General features: G+C 70.4%; 19 protein-coding genes. 13 read left to right on the forward strand and 6 right to left on the reverse strand.

All coding sequences use genetic code 11. The annotated features are described in order from the left end of the window. Positions 1–85: 85 nt before the first annotated feature. On the forward strand, positions 86–628 hold the full coding sequence (locus tag ACGFNP_RS30575) for a hypothetical protein (protein WP_358325362.1): 543 nt from the start codon (positions 86–88) through the stop codon (positions 626–628). A gap of 15 nt (positions 629–643) precedes the next feature. Here ACGFNP_RS30575 and pyrF read toward each other — a convergent pair whose 3' ends face one another. Next, positions 644–1,450 carry an orotidine-5'-phosphate decarboxylase gene (gene pyrF / locus ACGFNP_RS30580; RefSeq protein WP_358325364.1) on the reverse strand — a complete coding sequence of 269 codons (807 nt, stop codon included), beginning with the start codon at positions 1,448–1,450 and terminating at the stop codon, positions 644–646. A gap of 134 nt (positions 1,451–1,584) precedes the next feature. Here pyrF and ACGFNP_RS30585 point away from each other — a divergent pair, with 134 nt between their 5' ends. From ACGFNP_RS30585 to ACGFNP_RS30610, 6 genes are all read left to right on the forward strand, one after another. Continuing rightward, positions 1,585–2,061 (forward strand): DUF2283 domain-containing protein, encoded by a 477-nt coding sequence (locus tag ACGFNP_RS30585; RefSeq protein WP_358325367.1) that lies wholly within the window; start codon positions 1,585–1,587, stop codon positions 2,059–2,061. A 20-nt stretch (positions 2,062–2,081) separates the two neighbouring features. Continuing rightward, positions 2,082–2,876, forward strand: a complete 795-nt coding sequence (locus tag ACGFNP_RS30590) for an HAD family hydrolase (protein WP_358325369.1) — start codon at positions 2,082–2,084, stop codon at positions 2,874–2,876. A gap of 94 nt (positions 2,877–2,970) precedes the next feature. Next, positions 2,971–4,599 (forward strand): S8 family serine peptidase, encoded by a 1,629-nt coding sequence (locus tag ACGFNP_RS30595; RefSeq protein ID WP_393324808.1) that lies wholly within the window; start codon positions 2,971–2,973, stop codon positions 4,597–4,599. Next, the gene (locus ACGFNP_RS30600; protein WP_393324810.1) at positions 4,599–5,198 is read left to right on the forward strand and encodes an RNA polymerase sigma factor; all 600 of its coding nucleotides are present in this window, start codon (positions 4,599–4,601) and stop codon (positions 5,196–5,198) included. The genes ACGFNP_RS30595 and ACGFNP_RS30600 overlap by 1 nt, the downstream gene beginning before the upstream one ends. Continuing rightward, positions 5,195–5,677 carry a hypothetical protein gene (locus ACGFNP_RS30605; protein WP_393324812.1) on the forward strand — a complete coding sequence of 161 codons (483 nt, stop codon included), beginning with the start codon at positions 5,195–5,197 and terminating at the stop codon, positions 5,675–5,677. The genes ACGFNP_RS30600 and ACGFNP_RS30605 overlap by 4 nt, the downstream gene beginning before the upstream one ends. A 6-nt stretch (positions 5,678–5,683) precedes the next feature. Next, positions 5,684–8,380: a CHAT domain-containing protein gene (locus ACGFNP_RS30610; protein WP_393324814.1), complete on the forward strand. Its 2,697-nt coding sequence runs from the start codon at positions 5,684–5,686 to the stop codon at positions 8,378–8,380. A gap of 42 nt (positions 8,381–8,422) precedes the next feature. On the opposite strand, the gene ACGFNP_RS30615 is transcribed toward ACGFNP_RS30610, so the two are convergent. Next, positions 8,423–9,493 carry a hypothetical protein gene (locus tag ACGFNP_RS30615; protein ID WP_393324816.1) on the reverse strand — a complete coding sequence of 357 codons (1,071 nt, stop codon included), beginning with the start codon at positions 9,491–9,493 and terminating at the stop codon, positions 8,423–8,425. Between the two features lie 304 nt (positions 9,494–9,797). On the opposite strand from ACGFNP_RS30615, the gene ACGFNP_RS30620 reads away from it, so the two are divergent. From ACGFNP_RS30620 to ACGFNP_RS30630, 3 genes are all read left to right on the forward strand, one after another. Then, positions 9,798–10,214: a hypothetical protein gene (locus ACGFNP_RS30620; protein ID WP_358325385.1), complete on the forward strand. Its 417-nt coding sequence runs from the start codon at positions 9,798–9,800 to the stop codon at positions 10,212–10,214. Between the two features lie 38 nt (positions 10,215–10,252). Further along, entirely contained in the window at positions 10,253–10,624 is a 372-nt protein-coding gene (locus ACGFNP_RS30625; protein ID WP_393324818.1) for a hypothetical protein, read from the forward strand. A gap of 246 nt (positions 10,625–10,870) precedes the next feature. Then, the gene (locus tag ACGFNP_RS30630) at positions 10,871–11,242 is read left to right on the forward strand and encodes a hypothetical protein (protein ID WP_393324820.1); all 372 of its coding nucleotides are present in this window, start codon (positions 10,871–10,873) and stop codon (positions 11,240–11,242) included. A 37-nt stretch (positions 11,243–11,279) separates the two neighbouring features. Here the strand turns inward: ACGFNP_RS30630 and ACGFNP_RS30635 are convergent, their stop codons facing one another. From ACGFNP_RS30635 to ACGFNP_RS30645, 3 genes are all read right to left on the reverse strand, one after another. Next, on the reverse strand, positions 11,280–11,888 hold the full coding sequence (locus tag ACGFNP_RS30635; RefSeq protein WP_358325393.1) for a DUF6891 domain-containing protein: 609 nt from the start codon (positions 11,886–11,888) through the stop codon (positions 11,280–11,282). 180 nt (positions 11,889–12,068) lie between these two features. Next, positions 12,069–12,863: an endonuclease V gene (locus ACGFNP_RS30640; RefSeq protein ID WP_393324823.1), complete on the reverse strand. Its 795-nt coding sequence runs from the start codon at positions 12,861–12,863 to the stop codon at positions 12,069–12,071. 62 nt (positions 12,864–12,925) lie between these two features. Continuing rightward, positions 12,926–13,549, reverse strand: a complete 624-nt coding sequence (locus ACGFNP_RS30645) for a hypothetical protein (protein ID WP_393324825.1) — start codon at positions 13,547–13,549, stop codon at positions 12,926–12,928. Between the two features lie 160 nt (positions 13,550–13,709). On the opposite strand from ACGFNP_RS30645, the gene ACGFNP_RS30650 reads away from it, so the two are divergent. From ACGFNP_RS30650 to ACGFNP_RS30660, 3 genes are read left to right on the forward strand one after another with little or no spacing between them, the layout of a single operon-like run. After that, positions 13,710–15,302, forward strand: a complete 1,593-nt coding sequence (locus ACGFNP_RS30650) for an AMP-binding protein (RefSeq protein ID WP_393324827.1) — start codon at positions 13,710–13,712, stop codon at positions 15,300–15,302. 58 nt (positions 15,303–15,360) lie between these two features. Further along, a complete protein-coding gene (locus ACGFNP_RS30655; RefSeq protein ID WP_358325404.1) occupies positions 15,361–16,101 on the forward strand; it encodes a sulfite exporter TauE/SafE family protein in 741 nt (246 codons plus the stop codon). A gap of 50 nt (positions 16,102–16,151) precedes the next feature. Next, positions 16,152–16,514 (forward strand): hypothetical protein, encoded by a 363-nt coding sequence (locus tag ACGFNP_RS30660; protein WP_358325407.1) that lies wholly within the window; start codon positions 16,152–16,154, stop codon positions 16,512–16,514. Here ACGFNP_RS30660 and ACGFNP_RS30665 read toward each other — a convergent pair. Next, positions 16,505–16,732, reverse strand: a complete 228-nt coding sequence (locus tag ACGFNP_RS30665; RefSeq protein ID WP_393324829.1) for a hypothetical protein — start codon at positions 16,730–16,732, stop codon at positions 16,505–16,507. The genes ACGFNP_RS30660 and ACGFNP_RS30665 overlap by 10 nt on opposite strands. Positions 16,733–16,750: the final 18 nt, after the last annotated feature.

The raw sequence follows: 16,750 nt of genomic DNA on the forward strand, positions 1-16,750 counted from the left end.
CCAACGGCTGTCGTTGGCACCATGCCGTGGCTTCTTTCGTTCTCCGAATATGCGCCGGTTCTCCGGCGGGGGAGGTCACTGAGCCATGGATCTCGATGATTTTCTGGATCGCCACCCACATGCGATTCTTCCGTTCGCCGCCACGTTCATCGGACTTGCTCCCGCGTTCAACCTTCCCGAACTGACCTGGTACGGCTCCCGGTTCTGGACGGGCGTGGTGATCGGAACCGTCCTCGCGATCGGGCCGACGGTGTTGATATGCGTGCGCCGGACCCGCATATGGGGAGGGACCATCCTTTTCCTTGCCGTCGCGGCCGCCGTAGTATGCCTGGCGCCGAGCATGAACCCTTATGACGAAGCGGGCGTCGTGGAGTTCCGGAGCTCGGCTGCCACATTCCTGAGCTGGAGCACTGCCGTCATATTCGGCATCGGCGTCGCCGCGGCACTCAGGACGGATCGCGGCGCGGGGCACCTGGCCTGGGTGGAGACTTCCGGGACAGACTACAGGGCAGCGTGCGACTGCGGCTGGCGCGGCGAGATCGGTGCGGAGACGGCGGCCTTCGGTGCGGCGGGCGACCACGCCAACCGGGTTTCGCTCCAGGTGAGGCCGCCTCAGGACCCCTGGTAGAGGATGCTCGCCCCGTCAGGAGGACAGGTGTCGGGCGCAGTCGTCGCGGTAGCGCAGCACCAGCTCGCGGATCCGCTCGGGGTCGGCGAGCACGGCCCGCGACACCGAGGGGACGACCGCCTGCCGTACCGGAGCGAACAGCCGGGCCAGGTCGGCGGGAGCGGCGCCCTGCGCGCCCAGGCCCGGCGCCAGGATGGGGCCGTTGAGGTGCTCCAGCGGATGGTCGAGCGCGGACAGGTTGGCGCCGATGACGACGCCGACCGGGCCCAGCGGGGTGCGGCCCGCGTTCGCCGCCGCGGCGCCCGCGAAGATCTCGCCCGCGACCGCCGTCTGCAGCGCGACGGCCTCCGGATTGGAGGTGCGCGCCAGGACGAAGACGCCGGCGTCGTTGGCGATCGCCGACGTGATCGCACCCTCCAGCGAACCGAAGCCGAGGTACGGGCTCAGCGTCACGGCGTCGACCGCGAGCGGGCTGCCCCGGTCGAGGTACGCCTCGGCGTAGGCGGCCATCGTGCTGCCGATGTCACCCCGCTTGACGTCGAGGATCACCAGCGTGCCCGCCTCGCGCAGGTCGGCGATGACGCTCTCCAGCACGGCGATGCCCCGGCTGCCCCAGCGCTCGTAGAACGCGGACTGCGGCTTGACCACCGCCGCCACGTCGCCCACCGCGTCCACCACGGTATGGCTGAACCGCTCCAGCCCGGCCGGGGAGTCGTCGAGCCCCCACGCGGCGAGCAGCGCCGGACTGGGGTCGATGCCGACACAGAGCGGGCCGTACTTGTCGAGCCTGGACAGCAACCGGATCCCGAACGACTCATTCACCACTGGACTCCCCTCGCGACGTACGCAGACTATGGGCGCCGGTCGCAGGCAGGAAGCTTTTCGACCATGGCGGTATGGCCGGCTCTTCTCGCCGTCAGTCTTCCAGAGTCCGCCTGCGGGGTAGATCAGCAGACATGTACGAGATCGCCCACCGCACGCTGACGCTGCGCACCGAGCCGCTACGCGAGGTCGTCGTCACGATCGGGCTGCCGATCGAGGAGCCGACGGGGGAGTGGTCGTGCCCCTACCGGATCGACGGGCTCGCCGGGTGGGAGCACGACCGCAAGGTCACCGGCGTCGACTCGCTCCAGGCGCTCGAACTCGCCATGGCCATGGTCCGGGCCGCGCTCGGCGGCTCGCACGAGGCCAAGGAGGGGTGGCTGAGCTGGGACGAGGAGCCCGCCGACAGACGCCCGCACACCGTGTACGTCCGGTGGGAGAAGGAGCACGACGTCGCCTACATCGCGATGAAGCACGAAATAGTGCCAGGAGAGGCGGTACGGCAGACCGTATCGGAAGACGTCGTCCTCGACTACGGAGCGTCGGGAGAGCTGCTCGGCGTGGAACTGCTCAACGCGACCACGTCGATGCCGTCCGAGATGCGCATCTGACCGCCCGATTTAATGGTGGCGTGATCGCACCTCGTATCGTGGCAACAGACCTGGACGGCACTCTCCTCGACTCCACCGGCACCGTGTCCTCGCGCACCCGCCGTGCCCTGCGCCGAGCGCGCGAGGCCGGAGCCGACATCGTGTTCGTCACCGCCAGGCCGCCACGGAGCGTGGACCCGATCGCCGCGATGGCCGACGTCACCGGCACCGCGATCTGCAGCAACGGGGCGATCGTCTACGACCTGGACATCCGCGAGATCACCAGCACGTACGCACTCGACCTCGCCGCCGCCAGGAAGCTGACCGAGACGCTCCGCGAGGCCCTGCCCGGTGTGGCCTTCGCGGTGGAGACGGGCCGGCAGATCCTGGTCGAACCTGGCTACACCAGGCGCATCGTGCCGGACCTGCCGTACACGCGGGAGGTTCAGGTCGCCTGCGACGGGAACGAGCCGATCGTCAAGCTGCTGGCCTGGTCGGCGACGCACGCGGTCGACGAGATGTTCACCGCCGCGGTGGCGGCCGTCGAGGGCGAGGCCGAGGTGACGCACTCGGGCGGCACCGGGCTGCTGGAGATCAGCGCTCCCGGGGTGACGAAGGCGGGCACGCTGGCCGGGCTGTGCGCGGAGCGGGGCGTGGATCCGGCCGAGGTGGTGGCGTTCGGCGACATGCCCAACGACCTCGCGGTGCTCGCCTTCGCCGGGGCGGGGTACGCGATGGCGAACGCCCACCACCTGGTGATGGCGGCCGTCGAGCGGCGCACGTTGTCGAACGACGACCACGGGGTGGCCGCGGTCCTGGAACGCCTCTACGCCTGACAACTCGCCTGTGACCGGCTTGTTATGCCTCGCGTGTATCACCGCAGTAGGGCGTGACTCTTTCTCCATACGGGAAAGAGACGGAGGCCACCGGATGCTGACCATCGACTACGAGAGCGAACCGTACGCCGGGGGTGACGGGGACGGGCTGCCGTCGCGCGACCTGGCCTTCCCCCAGCCGCTGCTGGACCGCTACGGAGCCAAGGTCCTGGACCCGGCCACGGTCGAGCTCGACGCCGGCGAGAGCCGTCCCGACTCGACCGTCTACCGCTCGGACGTGCTGCTGGTCCCCGTCCAGGTGCTGAACTCCGACGCGGGGTTCGCCTGGATCACCGACACCCTCGCGCAGATCCATCTCACGATCGAGGTCTCCGGCCTACGGGACGACCACCGCCGCGCTGGTGAGGTGCCGAGCTGGCATCCCGTCGTGCTCAAGGTGGCCCCCGGCGAGACGGACGTGGTGATCGACGCGTGGCGGGCGCTGCGGACGCTGCGCCGAGCGCTCCCGGGCTTCGCCGACGCCGCCGGGCAGGCGCCCGTCAGGAACCTGCTGTCCAAGATCGCGCTGGACCACCTGCTCGTCGGGTCCGCGTTCGTCGGCGTCGGCGCGGCCCTGGACATCGGCGGCGAGCCCGCCACGAGCGGGCACGGAACGACCGGCGGCGCCTACGCCACCCCCATGGCCGGATACGCCAGAACCCCGGTGAACGTCGTAGGCGGCCCACCGGCCCGCAGACCCGCCGCGACCATAGGCGGCCGGCGCCCCGTGATGGTCATCCCCGACACCGGCCTGCCGAAGCAGCGGCACGCCTGGTTCCGGCCGGTGACCGACCCCGACGCGTTCCTGTCCGTCAGCGACGCGGCACAGCAGCGCATCCAGCTCGCCGTCGAGGCGAGCCGGCCGAACCCGGGCGTCGAACTCGTCGGGTACAAGGAGAACGCCGACCCGCCCAACCCCCTGCTCGGCACGCTGAACACGCACACCGGGCACGGCCTCATGGAGGCGGGACTGGTGTGCCAGGTCGCCCCCGACTCGCGGGTGCTCATGATCAGAATCATGCAGGCCGACGGCGTGGTGCCGGAGGAGGCGCTGCACGCCGCCCTGGACCACCTGCTGGACGAGATCGCGCGGGGCGGCTTCTACGACGTCGTGTCCCTGTCGCTCGGATACACGCACGAGGCCGCCGACGACCCGCTCCACACGCCGCCGCTGCTGGCCAAGCTCACCCAGCTCCGGCGGCGCGGCGTCATCGTGATCTGCTCCGCGGGCAACTACGCGTCGAGCCGCGCGTTCTGGCCCGCCGCGGGCGCCCTCGACGGCCAGAACGACCCCGACCTCGCGCCGATGCTGGGAGTGGGCGCGACGAACCCCGACGGAACGATCGCGATCTTCAGCAACGAGCACGAGGCCATCCAGTGGCACGTCTCGGGCGCGGTGCTCGTCAGCACCTTCCCGCCCGGCGTCAAGGGCGCCAGGACCGCCTCGCTCGAACTGACCGGCCGGGCCTCCTTCGACAGCGACAACCACCAGAGCCAGTTCGCCACGTGGAGCGGTTCGTCGTTCGCGGCGCCCGTACTGGGAGCCACGATCATGCAGCTGTTGATCCAGGACCATCAGGCCGTCGACCTGGCGAACACCGACCGGCAGGTGGCGCTCAAACGCGCGCACGCCGTGGTCGCCAGGCTGAAGAACGGCGACGTCCCGACGATCACGCCGGTGTGATGGCCGCGGACCTGAGACCGGAGCCCGTTCCCGCCGATCGGCGGGAACGGCTGGCGGGCCTGCTCCAAGAGGCCAGAGACGGCCGGCGTGAAGCGCTGACCCTGATCGCCGCCGACCTCACACCGCTGCTGTGGCAGGTGGTCAGGCGCCAGGGACTGGACCGGGAGGCCGCCGAGGACGTCATCCAGACGACCTGGCTGAGGCTCCTGCGCCACCTGAAGTCGATCACCGCTCCCCGCGCCCTGATCGAATGGCTGGTCACGACCGCGACCCGCGAGGCGTGGCGGGTCCAGGCGACACAGCGCGACGCCCAGCCGGTGAGCCCCACGGCGTTCGACGACGTACCGGATTCCGACACCCTGCCGGAGGAGCTCGTCCTGCGGAACGAGCGGCACCAGGCGCTCTGGAACGCCATGGCGCGGCTGTCGGACTCCTGCCGCGATCTGCTGCGGCTCGTCGCGTTCGTCCGCCGCCCGAACTACGACGCGGTGGCCCTCACGCTGGGCATGCCGAAGGGCAGCATCGGCCCCACGCGCGGCCGCTGCCTGGCGAAGCTGCGCCGCCTGCTCGCCGAGGACCGTGGCTGGAGCGTGTCATGATCCCTCCAGATGACCTTGACCCCACTGACGAGTTCATCCTCGACGAGATCAGGAGGATGTTCTCGGTGCTCGACCCCGTGCCCGAGACGCTGGTGGAGCGGGTCCAGTTCGCCCTGGACCTCGAATCGGCCGACGCCGAGATCCTGCGGCTGAGCGAGGAACTCGGGCTGCGGGCGGGCGTCCGCGGAGGTGAGGAGAGCCGGACGATCACCTTCGAAGGCGACGCCCTCACGATCATGATCAGCGTCAGCGTCCAGACCCAGCGCCTGGTACGGCTGGACGGCTGGCTCGCCCCGCCCGGCGACCACGTGGTCGAGCTGCGCACCGCCGAGGGGCCGGTCGTGGTCAGGGCGGATGAGCAGGGCAGGTTCGTCGTGGACGAGGTGATCCGGGGGCTGGCCCAGTTCGTCGTACGGCCGGCACTGGACGTTCCGGGGGAGGCCGCGATACTGGCGGTGACGCCCTCCATCGTCCTCTGAGAACCCGTGAGCAGCGCAGAGGTCTCGGAGATCCACGAGCGGGCGGCCCGCCTGCACGGGCTGGCCGTCGCCGCGACCGACGACGGCCACCCGGGGCTCGCCGCGCGGCGGCTGCGTCAGGGCCTGGCGCTGCTGCGCTGGGAGACCGGCGCGCCCCCTGAGACCGGGGATCCGGAGCGGGCGGCGCTGCTCGCCCGCCTCCTGACCAGCCTCGCCCACGCCGAGGCCGAACAGGGTCACTCCGCCCGCAGCACGGAGCTCCTCGACGAGGCGCAACGATGGGCGCCGCCCGCCGAGCTGGCGATCGTGCAGGGCCAGCGGGGGCTGATGTACCTGCGCACCGGCCGTACCGCCGAGGCGCTCGAACTGCTCGACCTCGCCGTGCCGCGGCTCGCCCGCGGCGTGGAGCTGGCCAGGGTGCTGCTCAACCGGTCGGTCATCCACCTCATGACGGGTAAGGTCCGCCTGGCCCGCGCGGACGCGCGCCGCAGCGCCGAGCTCTCCAGGGCCCAGGGTCACGAGGTCCTCGAGGCCAAGGCGCGGCACAACGACGGCTACTGCGACCTGCTGCTGGGCGACATCCCGACGGCTCTGGCGGTGTTCGGCGAGGTGGAAGGCGCCTATCGCCGGGTCAACCCCGGGTTCCTGCCCGTACTCGCGCTGGACCAGGCCAGGGCGCTGCTGGCCGCCGGCCTCGCCGACGAGGCCGGCCGTACGCTCGACGGGGCGCTCGACGGGTTCCGCAAACAGCGGCTGATGCAGGACTACGCTGAGGCGGAGCTGGCCCGCGCACAGGCGGCCCTGCACGCCGGGCGGTTCGCGGAGGCGCGCGCCTGGGCGCGCCGGGCCGAGGACCGCTTCCGCCGCAGACGCAGCCCGGCCTGGGCACTGCGCGCGGAGCTGATGCGCCTGCGCGCCGAGTTCGCCGACCCGGCCCGGCCGGGGGCGCGCGGCGCGTCCGATCAGGGCGGTAGACCGGGGTCGGGTGGGGTGCTGGATCAGGGCGGCAGGCCGGGGGCGGTCGCGCGCAAGGCCGTGGATCTGGCGGCGCGGTGTGCCGAGCTCGGCTTGCGCGACGAGAGCGAGACGGCGGCGTTGCTGGCGACCAGGGCGCTGGTCGCCGCCGGAAGCCTCGCCGAGGCGGAGGCGCTCTGGAGCGGAGCCGCGCCGCTTGTGGCACGGCCGGGTTCCCGCGACGCGCCGCTTGTGGCACGTCCTGGCTCCCGCGCCGCGCCGCTGGAGGTGCGGTTGATGCGGCGGCTGGCCGAGGCCGAGCTCGCCAGTGCGCGGGGGCTGCGCGGACAGGCGCTGCGGCGGGTCCGTTCGGGGCTGGCGCTGATCCACGCGCATCGTGGCCGCCTGGGCAGCCTGGACATGCAGACCGGCGTCACCGCGCTGGGGTCCGACCTGGCGGCCGCGGGCCTGGCGGCGGCGCTGGCGAACGGTTCGGCGCGGCTGGTATTCGAGTGGTCGGAACGCTGCCGGGCGCAGGCGTTCCGCTTCCCGCCGATCCGCCCTCAGCATGACGAGCCGACGGCCGAGGCGCTGGCCGAGCTGCGCCACCTCGCCCAGCGACTGCACGCGGGCGAGGCCGCGGCGCGCCGCGACCCGGAGATCCGCAGGCGCTGCCTGGAGCTGGAACGCCTCATCAGAGAACGCGGCTGGCAGCTTCCCGGGGTACGCGAGAGCCTGGTCCCCGTCTCGACCGGCGCGGTCGAGGCCGAGCTGGCCGCCGCCGGTCTCGCGCTGGTGAGCCTGCTGAACGTCCAGGGCAGGCTGCTGGCCCTCGTCCTGGGTGCCGGGAGGTGCCGCCTCCTGGAGCTCGGGGCGTACGCGCCGCTGGCCGAGGCCGTACAGCGGCTGACCGGCGACCTCAACGCCCGCGCCGGGCGCAACCTCCGGCCGAACCTGGCGGCGGTGATCGACGCGTCCCTACGACGGCAACTCGCCACCATCGCCGACGGCCTGCTCGCGCCCCTGCTGCCGTCGCTCGCCGGGGCGGACGGGATCGTCGTCGTCCCGACCATGGCCCTGTCGGCGATCCCCTGGGGCGCGCTGCCCGGCCTCGTCGGCAAGCCCGTGGTGGCGGCCCCCTCCGCCCAGGTCTGGGCCGCCGCCCAGCGGGCCCGCCTGGCCGGCGTCGCCGACGGCGAACCGCCGCTCCTGGTCGCGGGCCCCAACCTCACGGCTGTGGAACCCGAGATCGAGCAGCTCGCCACCCTCTATCCCAAGGCGCGGCGGCTCACCGGCCCCGCGGCGACGGTCGCGGCCACTCTGGAGGCGCTCGACGGCGCGTCCATCGCCCATCTGGCCGCCCACGGGCACCACGAGCGGGAGAACGTCCTGTTCTCCCGCCTGGTGCTGAGCGACGGACCGCTGATGGCCCACGACGTTCAGCGCCTGCGTACGGCGCCGCGGCACGTCGTCCTGTCCGCCTGCGACATCGGACGGCTGGTGGTACGGCCCGGTGACGAACTGCTCGGTTTCACCGCCGCCCTGCTCTACATGGGCACGCCGACCGTCGTCTCCAGCGTGGCCAAGGTGCCCGACGAGACGGCCATCGCGATCATGGCCGCCTACCACCGGCACCTCGCACTCGGCCTGTCACCGGCCGCCGCCCTGGCCGCCGCGTCCGCGTCCGCTTCGGCGGGGCAGTCGGTGGGGGAGTCGTTGTCCACGTTCGTGTGCTTCGGCGCGGGCTGACGAGCCGAGCTGGCGCGGTCTGTGTCCGCGTCGCGTGTGGTCTCACTCGACCCGCCAGTCCTCCTCACGCGGTGGATAGGTGAACGTCTGGGTGTCGGCCCAGCCCTGCGCGACGATGCGGTAATCGTGCGCGGCTTCGCTGGCGGTGTGGTCAGGGCCGATGTCGACCGTGTCGGCGATCGACCAGGCTCCGTTGATCTTCTGCTCGATGACGTAGAGGAACTCGTTGAAGCCCAGGGAGGAGGACACGAACGTGTTGACGATGGTGAGAGAGCGGCGACCCGCGGTCAGGGTGCGCGGGATCTCGACGATCTGCTCCCGCCATTTGTAGGTGCTGTCGCCGGGCAGTTGCCGCCATGTCCCGGCCGGATCCCCGTTCACGGTGATGGTGGCGTACTGGCGGGCGACGCCCGCGTCCAGGCGGCGGATCAGCCGCACTCCGCTGTTGGCGGGATCGACGGTCGCGGTGAACCGGCTCGACCCGCCGGCGCTGAACGCACGGCCGTCATCGCTGACGATGCGGCCAGGACCGACAGGGCTGTCGAGACCGTCGGACGCGACGCTTTGTGACGCTCCCCGCTGATCGATGATGACGCTCACGGCCCCCGCGGTCGCCAGCGCGGCCAACGCCGCCGACACGGCGGCTTGCCGCCAGCTTCGGCGGGGGACAGGGGCCGGCCCTGCCTCGCCAGGCCCGGCTGCCCAGGTGGCGGGCGCCGCGCCGCCGGGGCCGCGATCCGGCTCCGTCCCGTTGGGCTGGCGATTCAGCTCCGTCCCGGTGGGCATCCGGGCGACCCGTACCCGCTCCCACGCCCTTTCCCACGCCGGAAGCTGAGGTTCGGGCACCCGGCACGCCCGCAGGAAAGCCACCATCAACGCCTTCTTGGGGAAGCGCCGACCGGCCAGCATGTCCGCACAGGTCGCCCGTGGCAGCCGGGCGCCGCCCGCCTTGTCCGCCCGCAGCTGCAACTCCCGAAGTGACGTATCGGCCCGCGCGAACTGCTCGGCCAGCAACCTCACCAGATCCTCATGGCAGTTCACCGAATCCACCCCGGGCGGGGACGCCTGCCTGACGATCCGGGGATCCTCGCCACCTTCCGGATGGTCTCTCATCGCCGCCAACCCTTGCCCTCCCTGCCCGGGCCGTTCCGCCTGTCTCTGACGCAAAGTGTACGAGCGATTACCGGACGTGTCCGAGGGATGGCGACGCACCGCTCCGCGAGGGCGCTGTGGCGATCCACTGTCCGAGCCTGGCCACCGGGTGGCTCGATTCCGTCCGAGTCCGTCCGAGCGCCTGTTGGACACCTCGGTCGTCCGGCTTCGCTGGCCTCATCGCGGCGAACCCGCCGCATCAGACGCACCAGACGCACCAGACGCACCAGACGCAGCAGACGCAGCAGAAAGGCAGACCACCACCATGATGATCCGCAATATCGCGGCCAACGCACTCCTGACCGCGGTCCTGTTCGGCACCCTCCCGGGCGCCGGGGCCATCGCCACCCCCGCCCTGGCGGCGGCCGAGGAGTGCGGGGTCCGGAGCGATGGCAGGCTCTACTGCGGCAACACTCCGAACATCACTCTGTCGTACGACGCCTCCTACCAGACCGCGGAGACCGGCGTACTGACGAGCAGCTTCAGCTGGTTCCAGTGCTGGGTCGAGGGCGCCCCGCACGCCGGCGGCAACAGCATCTGGTACCTCGCCGCGGGCGACAAGGCGATAGCGCCCTACCGCGGCTGGGGCTTCCTGCCCGCCGTCCACGTGGCCACCGCCCACGACCCCGCGCCGGGCCTGCGCGAGTGCACCTTGGCCGACTACGACCTCATCGGCCCCTGATGCCGCCTTTCGACGACAACACCGAAGGAGACACACGGATGAACAAGCGTCCGGTCATCGCCATGGCCATCGCCACCGCGGCATTCGCACTGCTCGGGCTCGCCCCGCCCACCGCCTCCGCCTCCGCCTGCGGGGTCGACCCGCACGACGGCAGGCTGCACTGCACCAACGAGGGCGGAGTCCCCGTGTTCCACGAGCCCCGGCCCGTGGACACCGTGGACTTCCTGGACACCACGCAAAGCTGGTTCACCTGCTGGACACAGGGCGAGCTCCATCCGGGAGGCAACACCACCTGGTACGGAACCGTCGGCGACAGGTTCGGCGCCTTCGGGTACGTGCCGGCCTCCGTGGTGCACACACCAAGCGGCTTCGACGCCGACCCCAGCAGGTACGGCCTGCGCAGATGCTGAACCTGCCCGTCTGAACCGGTAAGTGAGCAGACCGGCGGCTGGTGAGATGGGCTGAGCCGAACCGCTCAGGTTCACCAGCCGCCCTGCTTCACCTGGGCACGCCGGAAGGCCGCGAGCGGTCTCGGCGATCTGTGTGGGAGCCGGCGTGTACGACTCCTGGCGTAGAGAGGATGACGACGGACGGGGGATGTCGCGCTGCCGTGGCGGCAAGATCCTTGAGGCCTCACGAGGTCGAAGGAGAGTCGAATGGTCACCCAGGTCGCCAAGGGCAGCGGGTATCTGACCGCGTTCAAGATCGTCGCCACTCTGAACACGCTGTCGGTGCTCTTTCAGGCCGTAACAGCCGGCCAGTTGCTCAGCGGGGCGTCGGCGGGCTCGCACGGAATGGGGGCGCTGGCCGTACACGTGCTGGGGCTGGCGCAGCTCGTCGCGGCCGTGCTGGTCTGGCGGCCGGGACGCGGCGCGGGGTGGCCCGCGCTGGTCGGGCTGGCGATACTGCTGCTCGGGTTCGTGCAGTCCGCGGTGGGCGGGTCGGGTGTACTGACCGTGCACGTGCCGCTGGGGATGGCGGTCTTCGGGCTGAGCGTGTGGCTGCTGGTCTGGGCTTGGCGACGCTGACGCCAGAGTGGCAATGGTGGAGTCAAGGAGCAGAGGTTCAGCGGCGCTTTCGCCACGGGAACGGCGGGATTTCGATACGCGAGTGAACAGAGCCATTCCACTTCGCCTGCACCCCGTGAGCGGCGAGAGTGTCGCACACCTCCCGTGCGATGGCGATGCTCGCCGCATCGCTCTTCGTCTCGTCGTCCTCGAAGGCACCGAAGGCCAGCATCAGCCCTTCGCCTTGAACGCCGGACTCGAGGTCCTGGCCGTGATAGAAGACCGCGCCGCGTGGTTTCTCCGGCAACTCCGAGGCGGCCTCGTGCGCGTCGGTCCAGCCGTCGGACATCGTGTAGCCCGCGTTCTGCAACGCGACTATGCCGTGTTCGTTGAGCTGCTCGAAGGCCTCGTCGATGGCGTCGTTCACGGTGGGGGTGCGCCAGGTGTCCTCACGTTCCTGCTGCTGCCGGAACAACTCTTCCGCGTACGCCTTCAGCTCATCCAGCAGATCTTCATCGGTCGTTTCGTCCGCCAGCCAATCCTCTACATCCCATTCGTCATCAAAACCACCTAAAACCGCTAGTTCGATCTGCGCCCGCAAGAATGCGATTTCCGAGTCTGACGCGTCCACGCCGTCGTCACCATTCTCACTGCTGTCGTCATGCATGCCAGGAACCTACATGATCACGACGACACTCCGCGTCTTACGACCGCGGGGACGGGCCGGACGCCTCTTCCCCTGTAGGGAGTCAGACGCGGATCAGCCGCCTTGTGACCGAGCGCGGGAGTGTGTGCTCTGAGCCACTGGTCGCTCGGAGGCGCGGGGGAGCGTGCTCTGGGTCGCCGGTCACCAGTCGCCGTGTCTGGCCAGGTGGTCGGCCTTGCGGATGGGCTCCGGCAGGCGGTGGTACGGGGAGAGCCGCAGGACCTCGGCGCAGGCCGTGTCGAGGGTGATCCGGTGCCCCTGCGACACGTACACCGGCTTGACGTCCTGCTGCGTACGCAGGGCCCGGCCCACGGTCGAGCCGTTCAGGTCGATCGGTGTCCACGCGCCCCGAGCGGGGGCCGGGGCGTCGTGGGTGCCGACGAAATGGGTCTTGCCCACGCCGATCGCGGGCAGTCCGGTCAGTACGCCCAGGTGACACGCCAGGCCGAACCCGCGCGGGTGCGCCAGCCCGTATCCGTCGCAGACCAGCAGATCAGGGGTGACGGTAAGCCGCTCCAGCGCCTCCACCAGCGCGGGCAACTCACGGAAGGCGAAGAGCCCCGGCACGTACGGGAACCGCGCCTTGCCGCGCACCACCACCTGCTCGACCACCACGAGACCACCCGCGACGCGACCCGCGCCACCCCCCGCGCCACCGCCCGTGCCACGACTCGCGACACCCTCCGCGAGATTGCCCGCGCCACGACCCGCGACACCCTCCGCGCGATCGTCCGTGGCGCTGCTTGTGGGTGCGGTTGCGGAGAGCACCACCACGGCGGCGGCTACGTCGTCATCGCCGTGGTAGTGCACGTCAAGGCCCGCCACCAGCGTGAACTCGGTCGGGCCGGTCAACTCGACGTGAGGCCGGAGCCGCTCCTGGATCGCCTCCGCCTCCTCGGCACTCGTCGGCCACGGGTGAAGCTGGTTTACACGCACACGGCCCAACCTATGCCGCATCAGACAGGGGTGCCGACCATCGCTCGATGAGGGTGGGGAGGCTATCCGCGACTGATGGTCCAGGCCCCGTCCGCTGTGATGGTGGCGTACCGGGTACCTGACGGCAGGACGACGCGCCCCTTGTAGGTGCCGATCTTGTTGACCAGCAGGTTCGAGTACTGGCCGCGATTGTCGAGCGCCCACACCGCGAAGTTGGATGCGCCGCTGTGGCGGATCGTCAGGCGACGCAGACCCTTGCTGGCCGTGGTGAGTCGCAGAACGTCCGAGCCGGACCCCTTCGCCTTGATCGCCCAGTAGCGGGCCTTGCTGATCGGGAGAACCTGGAGGGTCCAGGCGCCGTCGGCGGTGACGCTCAAGGAGCGGATCTTGTTGAGGCCGTTGACGTTGAACGCGGCCGTGCCCCGGTAATCGCCGATCGTGTTGGCGAGGAGGTCCACCTGCTTCCCGCTCGTGGTGAGCGTCCATACGGCGAAGTTGCTTTCGCCCTGGTGGGTCAGCTTCACGATGCTCGGCTTGGACGTCGCGGGGATACGGACCACGTCGTCGCCCTCACCGCGATAGGTGCCTGCGGTCGTGGGAGCGGCTTGAGCGGGGGTCGGCGTCGAGAGCAGGAACGCTCCAGCGAGCGTGGCCAGGCCGACGAGAGCACGTAAATGGAGACGCATCTGTGACTCCTGAGGCGAAGAAGTGTGGACGCGGTAAGACGTGCGATCTGGGGGAAAGGTGTACAGCTCCCGGGCCGCCGCCGGTGTGGGAGGACAGGCCCCAGCCATAGGTTGAACGCGGGTCTGGTGCGTACGGTAAAACGAGGCCGACACTATGGACATGCAGTCGTACTCCAGCGCCACCGCGCCGACCCCCCTCCTGGGCGAGACCATCGGCGAGAACCTCGAACGGACCGTCGCGGCCTTCGGCGACCGGGAGGCCCTGGTCGACGTCCCCAGCGGGCGCCGATGGACCTACGCGCAGCTCGACGCCGATGTGAACCGTCTCGCGCTCGCCCTGCTGGCCAGGGGCATCGCGAAGGGCGACAGGGTCGGCATCTGGGCACCCAACCGCGCCGAGTGGGTGCTCGTGCAGTACGCCACGGCGAAGATCGGCGCGATCCTGGTCAACGTCAACCCGGCCTACCGAAGCCACGAGCTGGAGTACGTGGTCAAGCAGTCGGGCATGCGGCTGCTGATCAGCGCCCAGACGCACAAGGCCAGCGACTATCGCGCGATGGTCGAGGAGATCGGCTTCGCGGACGCCGTCTACCTGGACGACCCGGGCTGGGACGCGCTCCTGGCCGAGACCGTCGAGGAGGACCGGCTGCGGGCCCGCATGTCGGAGCTGTCCTTCGACGATCCGATCAACATCCAGTACACCTCCGGCACCACCGGCTTCCCCAAAGGCGCGACCCTGTCGCACCACAACATCCTCAACAACGGCTACTTCGTCGGTGAGCTGATCCACTACACCGAGGCCGACCGGGTCTGCCTGCCGGTGCCCTTCTACCACTGCTTCGGCATGGTCATGGGCAACCTCGGCGCCACCTCGCACGGGGCCTGCGTGGTGATCCCCGCGCCGAGTTTCGAGCCGGAGGCGACGCTGCGGGCCGTACAGGACGAAAGATGCACCTCGCTGTACGGCGTGCCGACCATGTTCATCGCCGAGCTGGGGGTGGTGAAGGGGTACGACCTGAGCACGCTCAGAACCGGCATCATGGCCGGGTCGCCCTGCCCGGTCGAGGTGATGAAGCGCGTCGTCAGCGAGATGAACCTGCGCGAGGTCGCCATCTGCTACGGCATGACAGAGACGTCCCCGGTGTCCACGATGACCAGGTCCGACGACGATCTGGCCCGCAGGACCGAGACCGTCGGCCGGGTGCTGCCGCACGTCGAAGTGAAGATCGTGCACCCGGAGACCGGGCTGACCGTGCCGCGCGGCGAGCCCGGTGAGCTGTGTACGCGCGGGTATTCGGTCATGCTCGGCTACTGGGACGAGCCGGACAAGACCGCCGAGGCCATCGACACCGCCCGCTGGATGCACACCGGTGACCTGGCCACCATGGACGATGAGGGCTACGTCAACGTGGTCGGGCGGATCAAGGACATGGTCATCCGCGGCGGGGAGAACGTCTACCCACGCGAGATCGAGGAGTTCCTGTACCGCCACCCGGACGTCGCGGACGTACAGGTGATCGGGGTGCCCGACGAGAGGTACGGCGAGGAGCTGATGGCCTGGGTCATCATGCGGGACGGCGCTGAGCCGCTGACGGCCGAGGCGATCAGGGAGTTCTGCGCGGGGCGGCTGTCGCACTTCAAGATCCCGCGGTACGTGCACGTGACGGACGCCTTCCCGATGACCGTCACCGGGAAGATCCGCAAGGTGGAGATGCGCAAGCGGTCGGTCGATCTGCTCGGGCTGGAGTCCTGACCGCCGCGGATGGATACCCGGCGTCGGGGACAAAACGGACACGGCCTAGCATGGCCAGGTGATCACCGGTGAGGTTCTCGGCCTGCTCGGGGTGGGGGTGGTCGCCGGGGTGGTCAGTACGGTGGTGAGCCTGGCGTCGATCGTCTCGTACCCGGCGCTGCTCGCGTTCGGCCTGCCGCCGCTGACCGCGAACGTCACCAACACGGTCGCGTTGATGTTCACCAGCGTGGGCGCGGCGGTCGGGTCACGTCCCGAACTGGCGGGGCAGGGCCGCCGGGTGCTCCGGCTCGGCTGGGTGACCGCGCTGGGCGGGGCGACGGGCGCGTTGCTGCTGCTGGTGACTCCGGCGCGGACGTTCGAGCTGGTCGCTCCGTGGTTGATCGCCGGGGCCTCGCTGCTGCTGATCCGGCGGCCTTCCGTCAGGCCGGGGGGCGAGCACGGGATGCTGCTGCGGGTGGCGCTGTTCACCGTGTCGATCTACGTCGGGTACTTCGGGGCCGCGGGCGGGATCATGATGTTCGCGGTGCTGTCGGGCTTCCTCGACCAGTCGCCCGCCAAGCTGAACGCGATGAAGAACATGCTGTCCGGGCTGGCGAACGGGGTGGCCGCGCTGGGGTTCGCGCTGTTCGGGCCGGTGGACTGGGGGGCGGCGCTGCCGCTGGCGGCCGGGTTCCTGCTGGGCGGGTGGCTGGGGCCGAAGATCGCCCGCCGGTTGCCCGGTCAGAGCCTGCGGTATCTGGCCGCGGGGTGCGGGGTGGCGGTCGCGATCAAACTCGGGTACGACTCGTACGTGAGCTGACGTGCCGGGGAGCGCGAGAATCTGACCACCACCGACCTGCTCTCCCCGGCGTGCAACGCACCGTGCCGTTCGGCATGATCTGCCGCAGCCTGACCATCCTGTGGTACGCCACCCACGGACACAGCCCTGCCGACACCGCCGAACGACGGGCACGATCCCGCTGGTACACCACCACGACCGAACCGTCCTTCGAAGACATGGCGATCAAGCTCCGCCGCGTCATCATCGCCGAACGTTTTCGGCCCCAAGCCCCCTACCAGGCCACACCCGAAGAAACCCATGCCTTCATCGCAGCCTGGGCCGCCGCCCCCGGCCGGCCGCCGAGCCGGTACGAGGCCTCGGTGGCGAGCGCACGCGCCCCCGGTTCTATCCTGACGGCCGGGGGTGCGCGCGTTTCACCGGGTCACGCGTAGAGGAAGTAGTAGCCGTACCGGGGCTCCCATACGCATGAATAGTGGTCCCACCAGTTCTGGGTGATGCCCTTGGTTCCGATGCGCTCGCACTCCGAAAGGTCCGTGAAGACACCGGACAGTTTGGCGGCGCCGTCGGCATGCGCCGGGGCGGTGCCGATGGTCAGCGACACGCCGAGGACCATGACGGCCGAGGCGAGAACAGCGCGTACCTTTCGCATTCATCCTCCTGGGGCTGG

Origin of the sequence: Nonomuraea sp. NPDC049269 (assembly GCF_043197155.1) — a bacterium.
Classification (GTDB): Bacteria; Actinomycetota; Actinomycetes; order Streptosporangiales; family Streptosporangiaceae; genus Nonomuraea.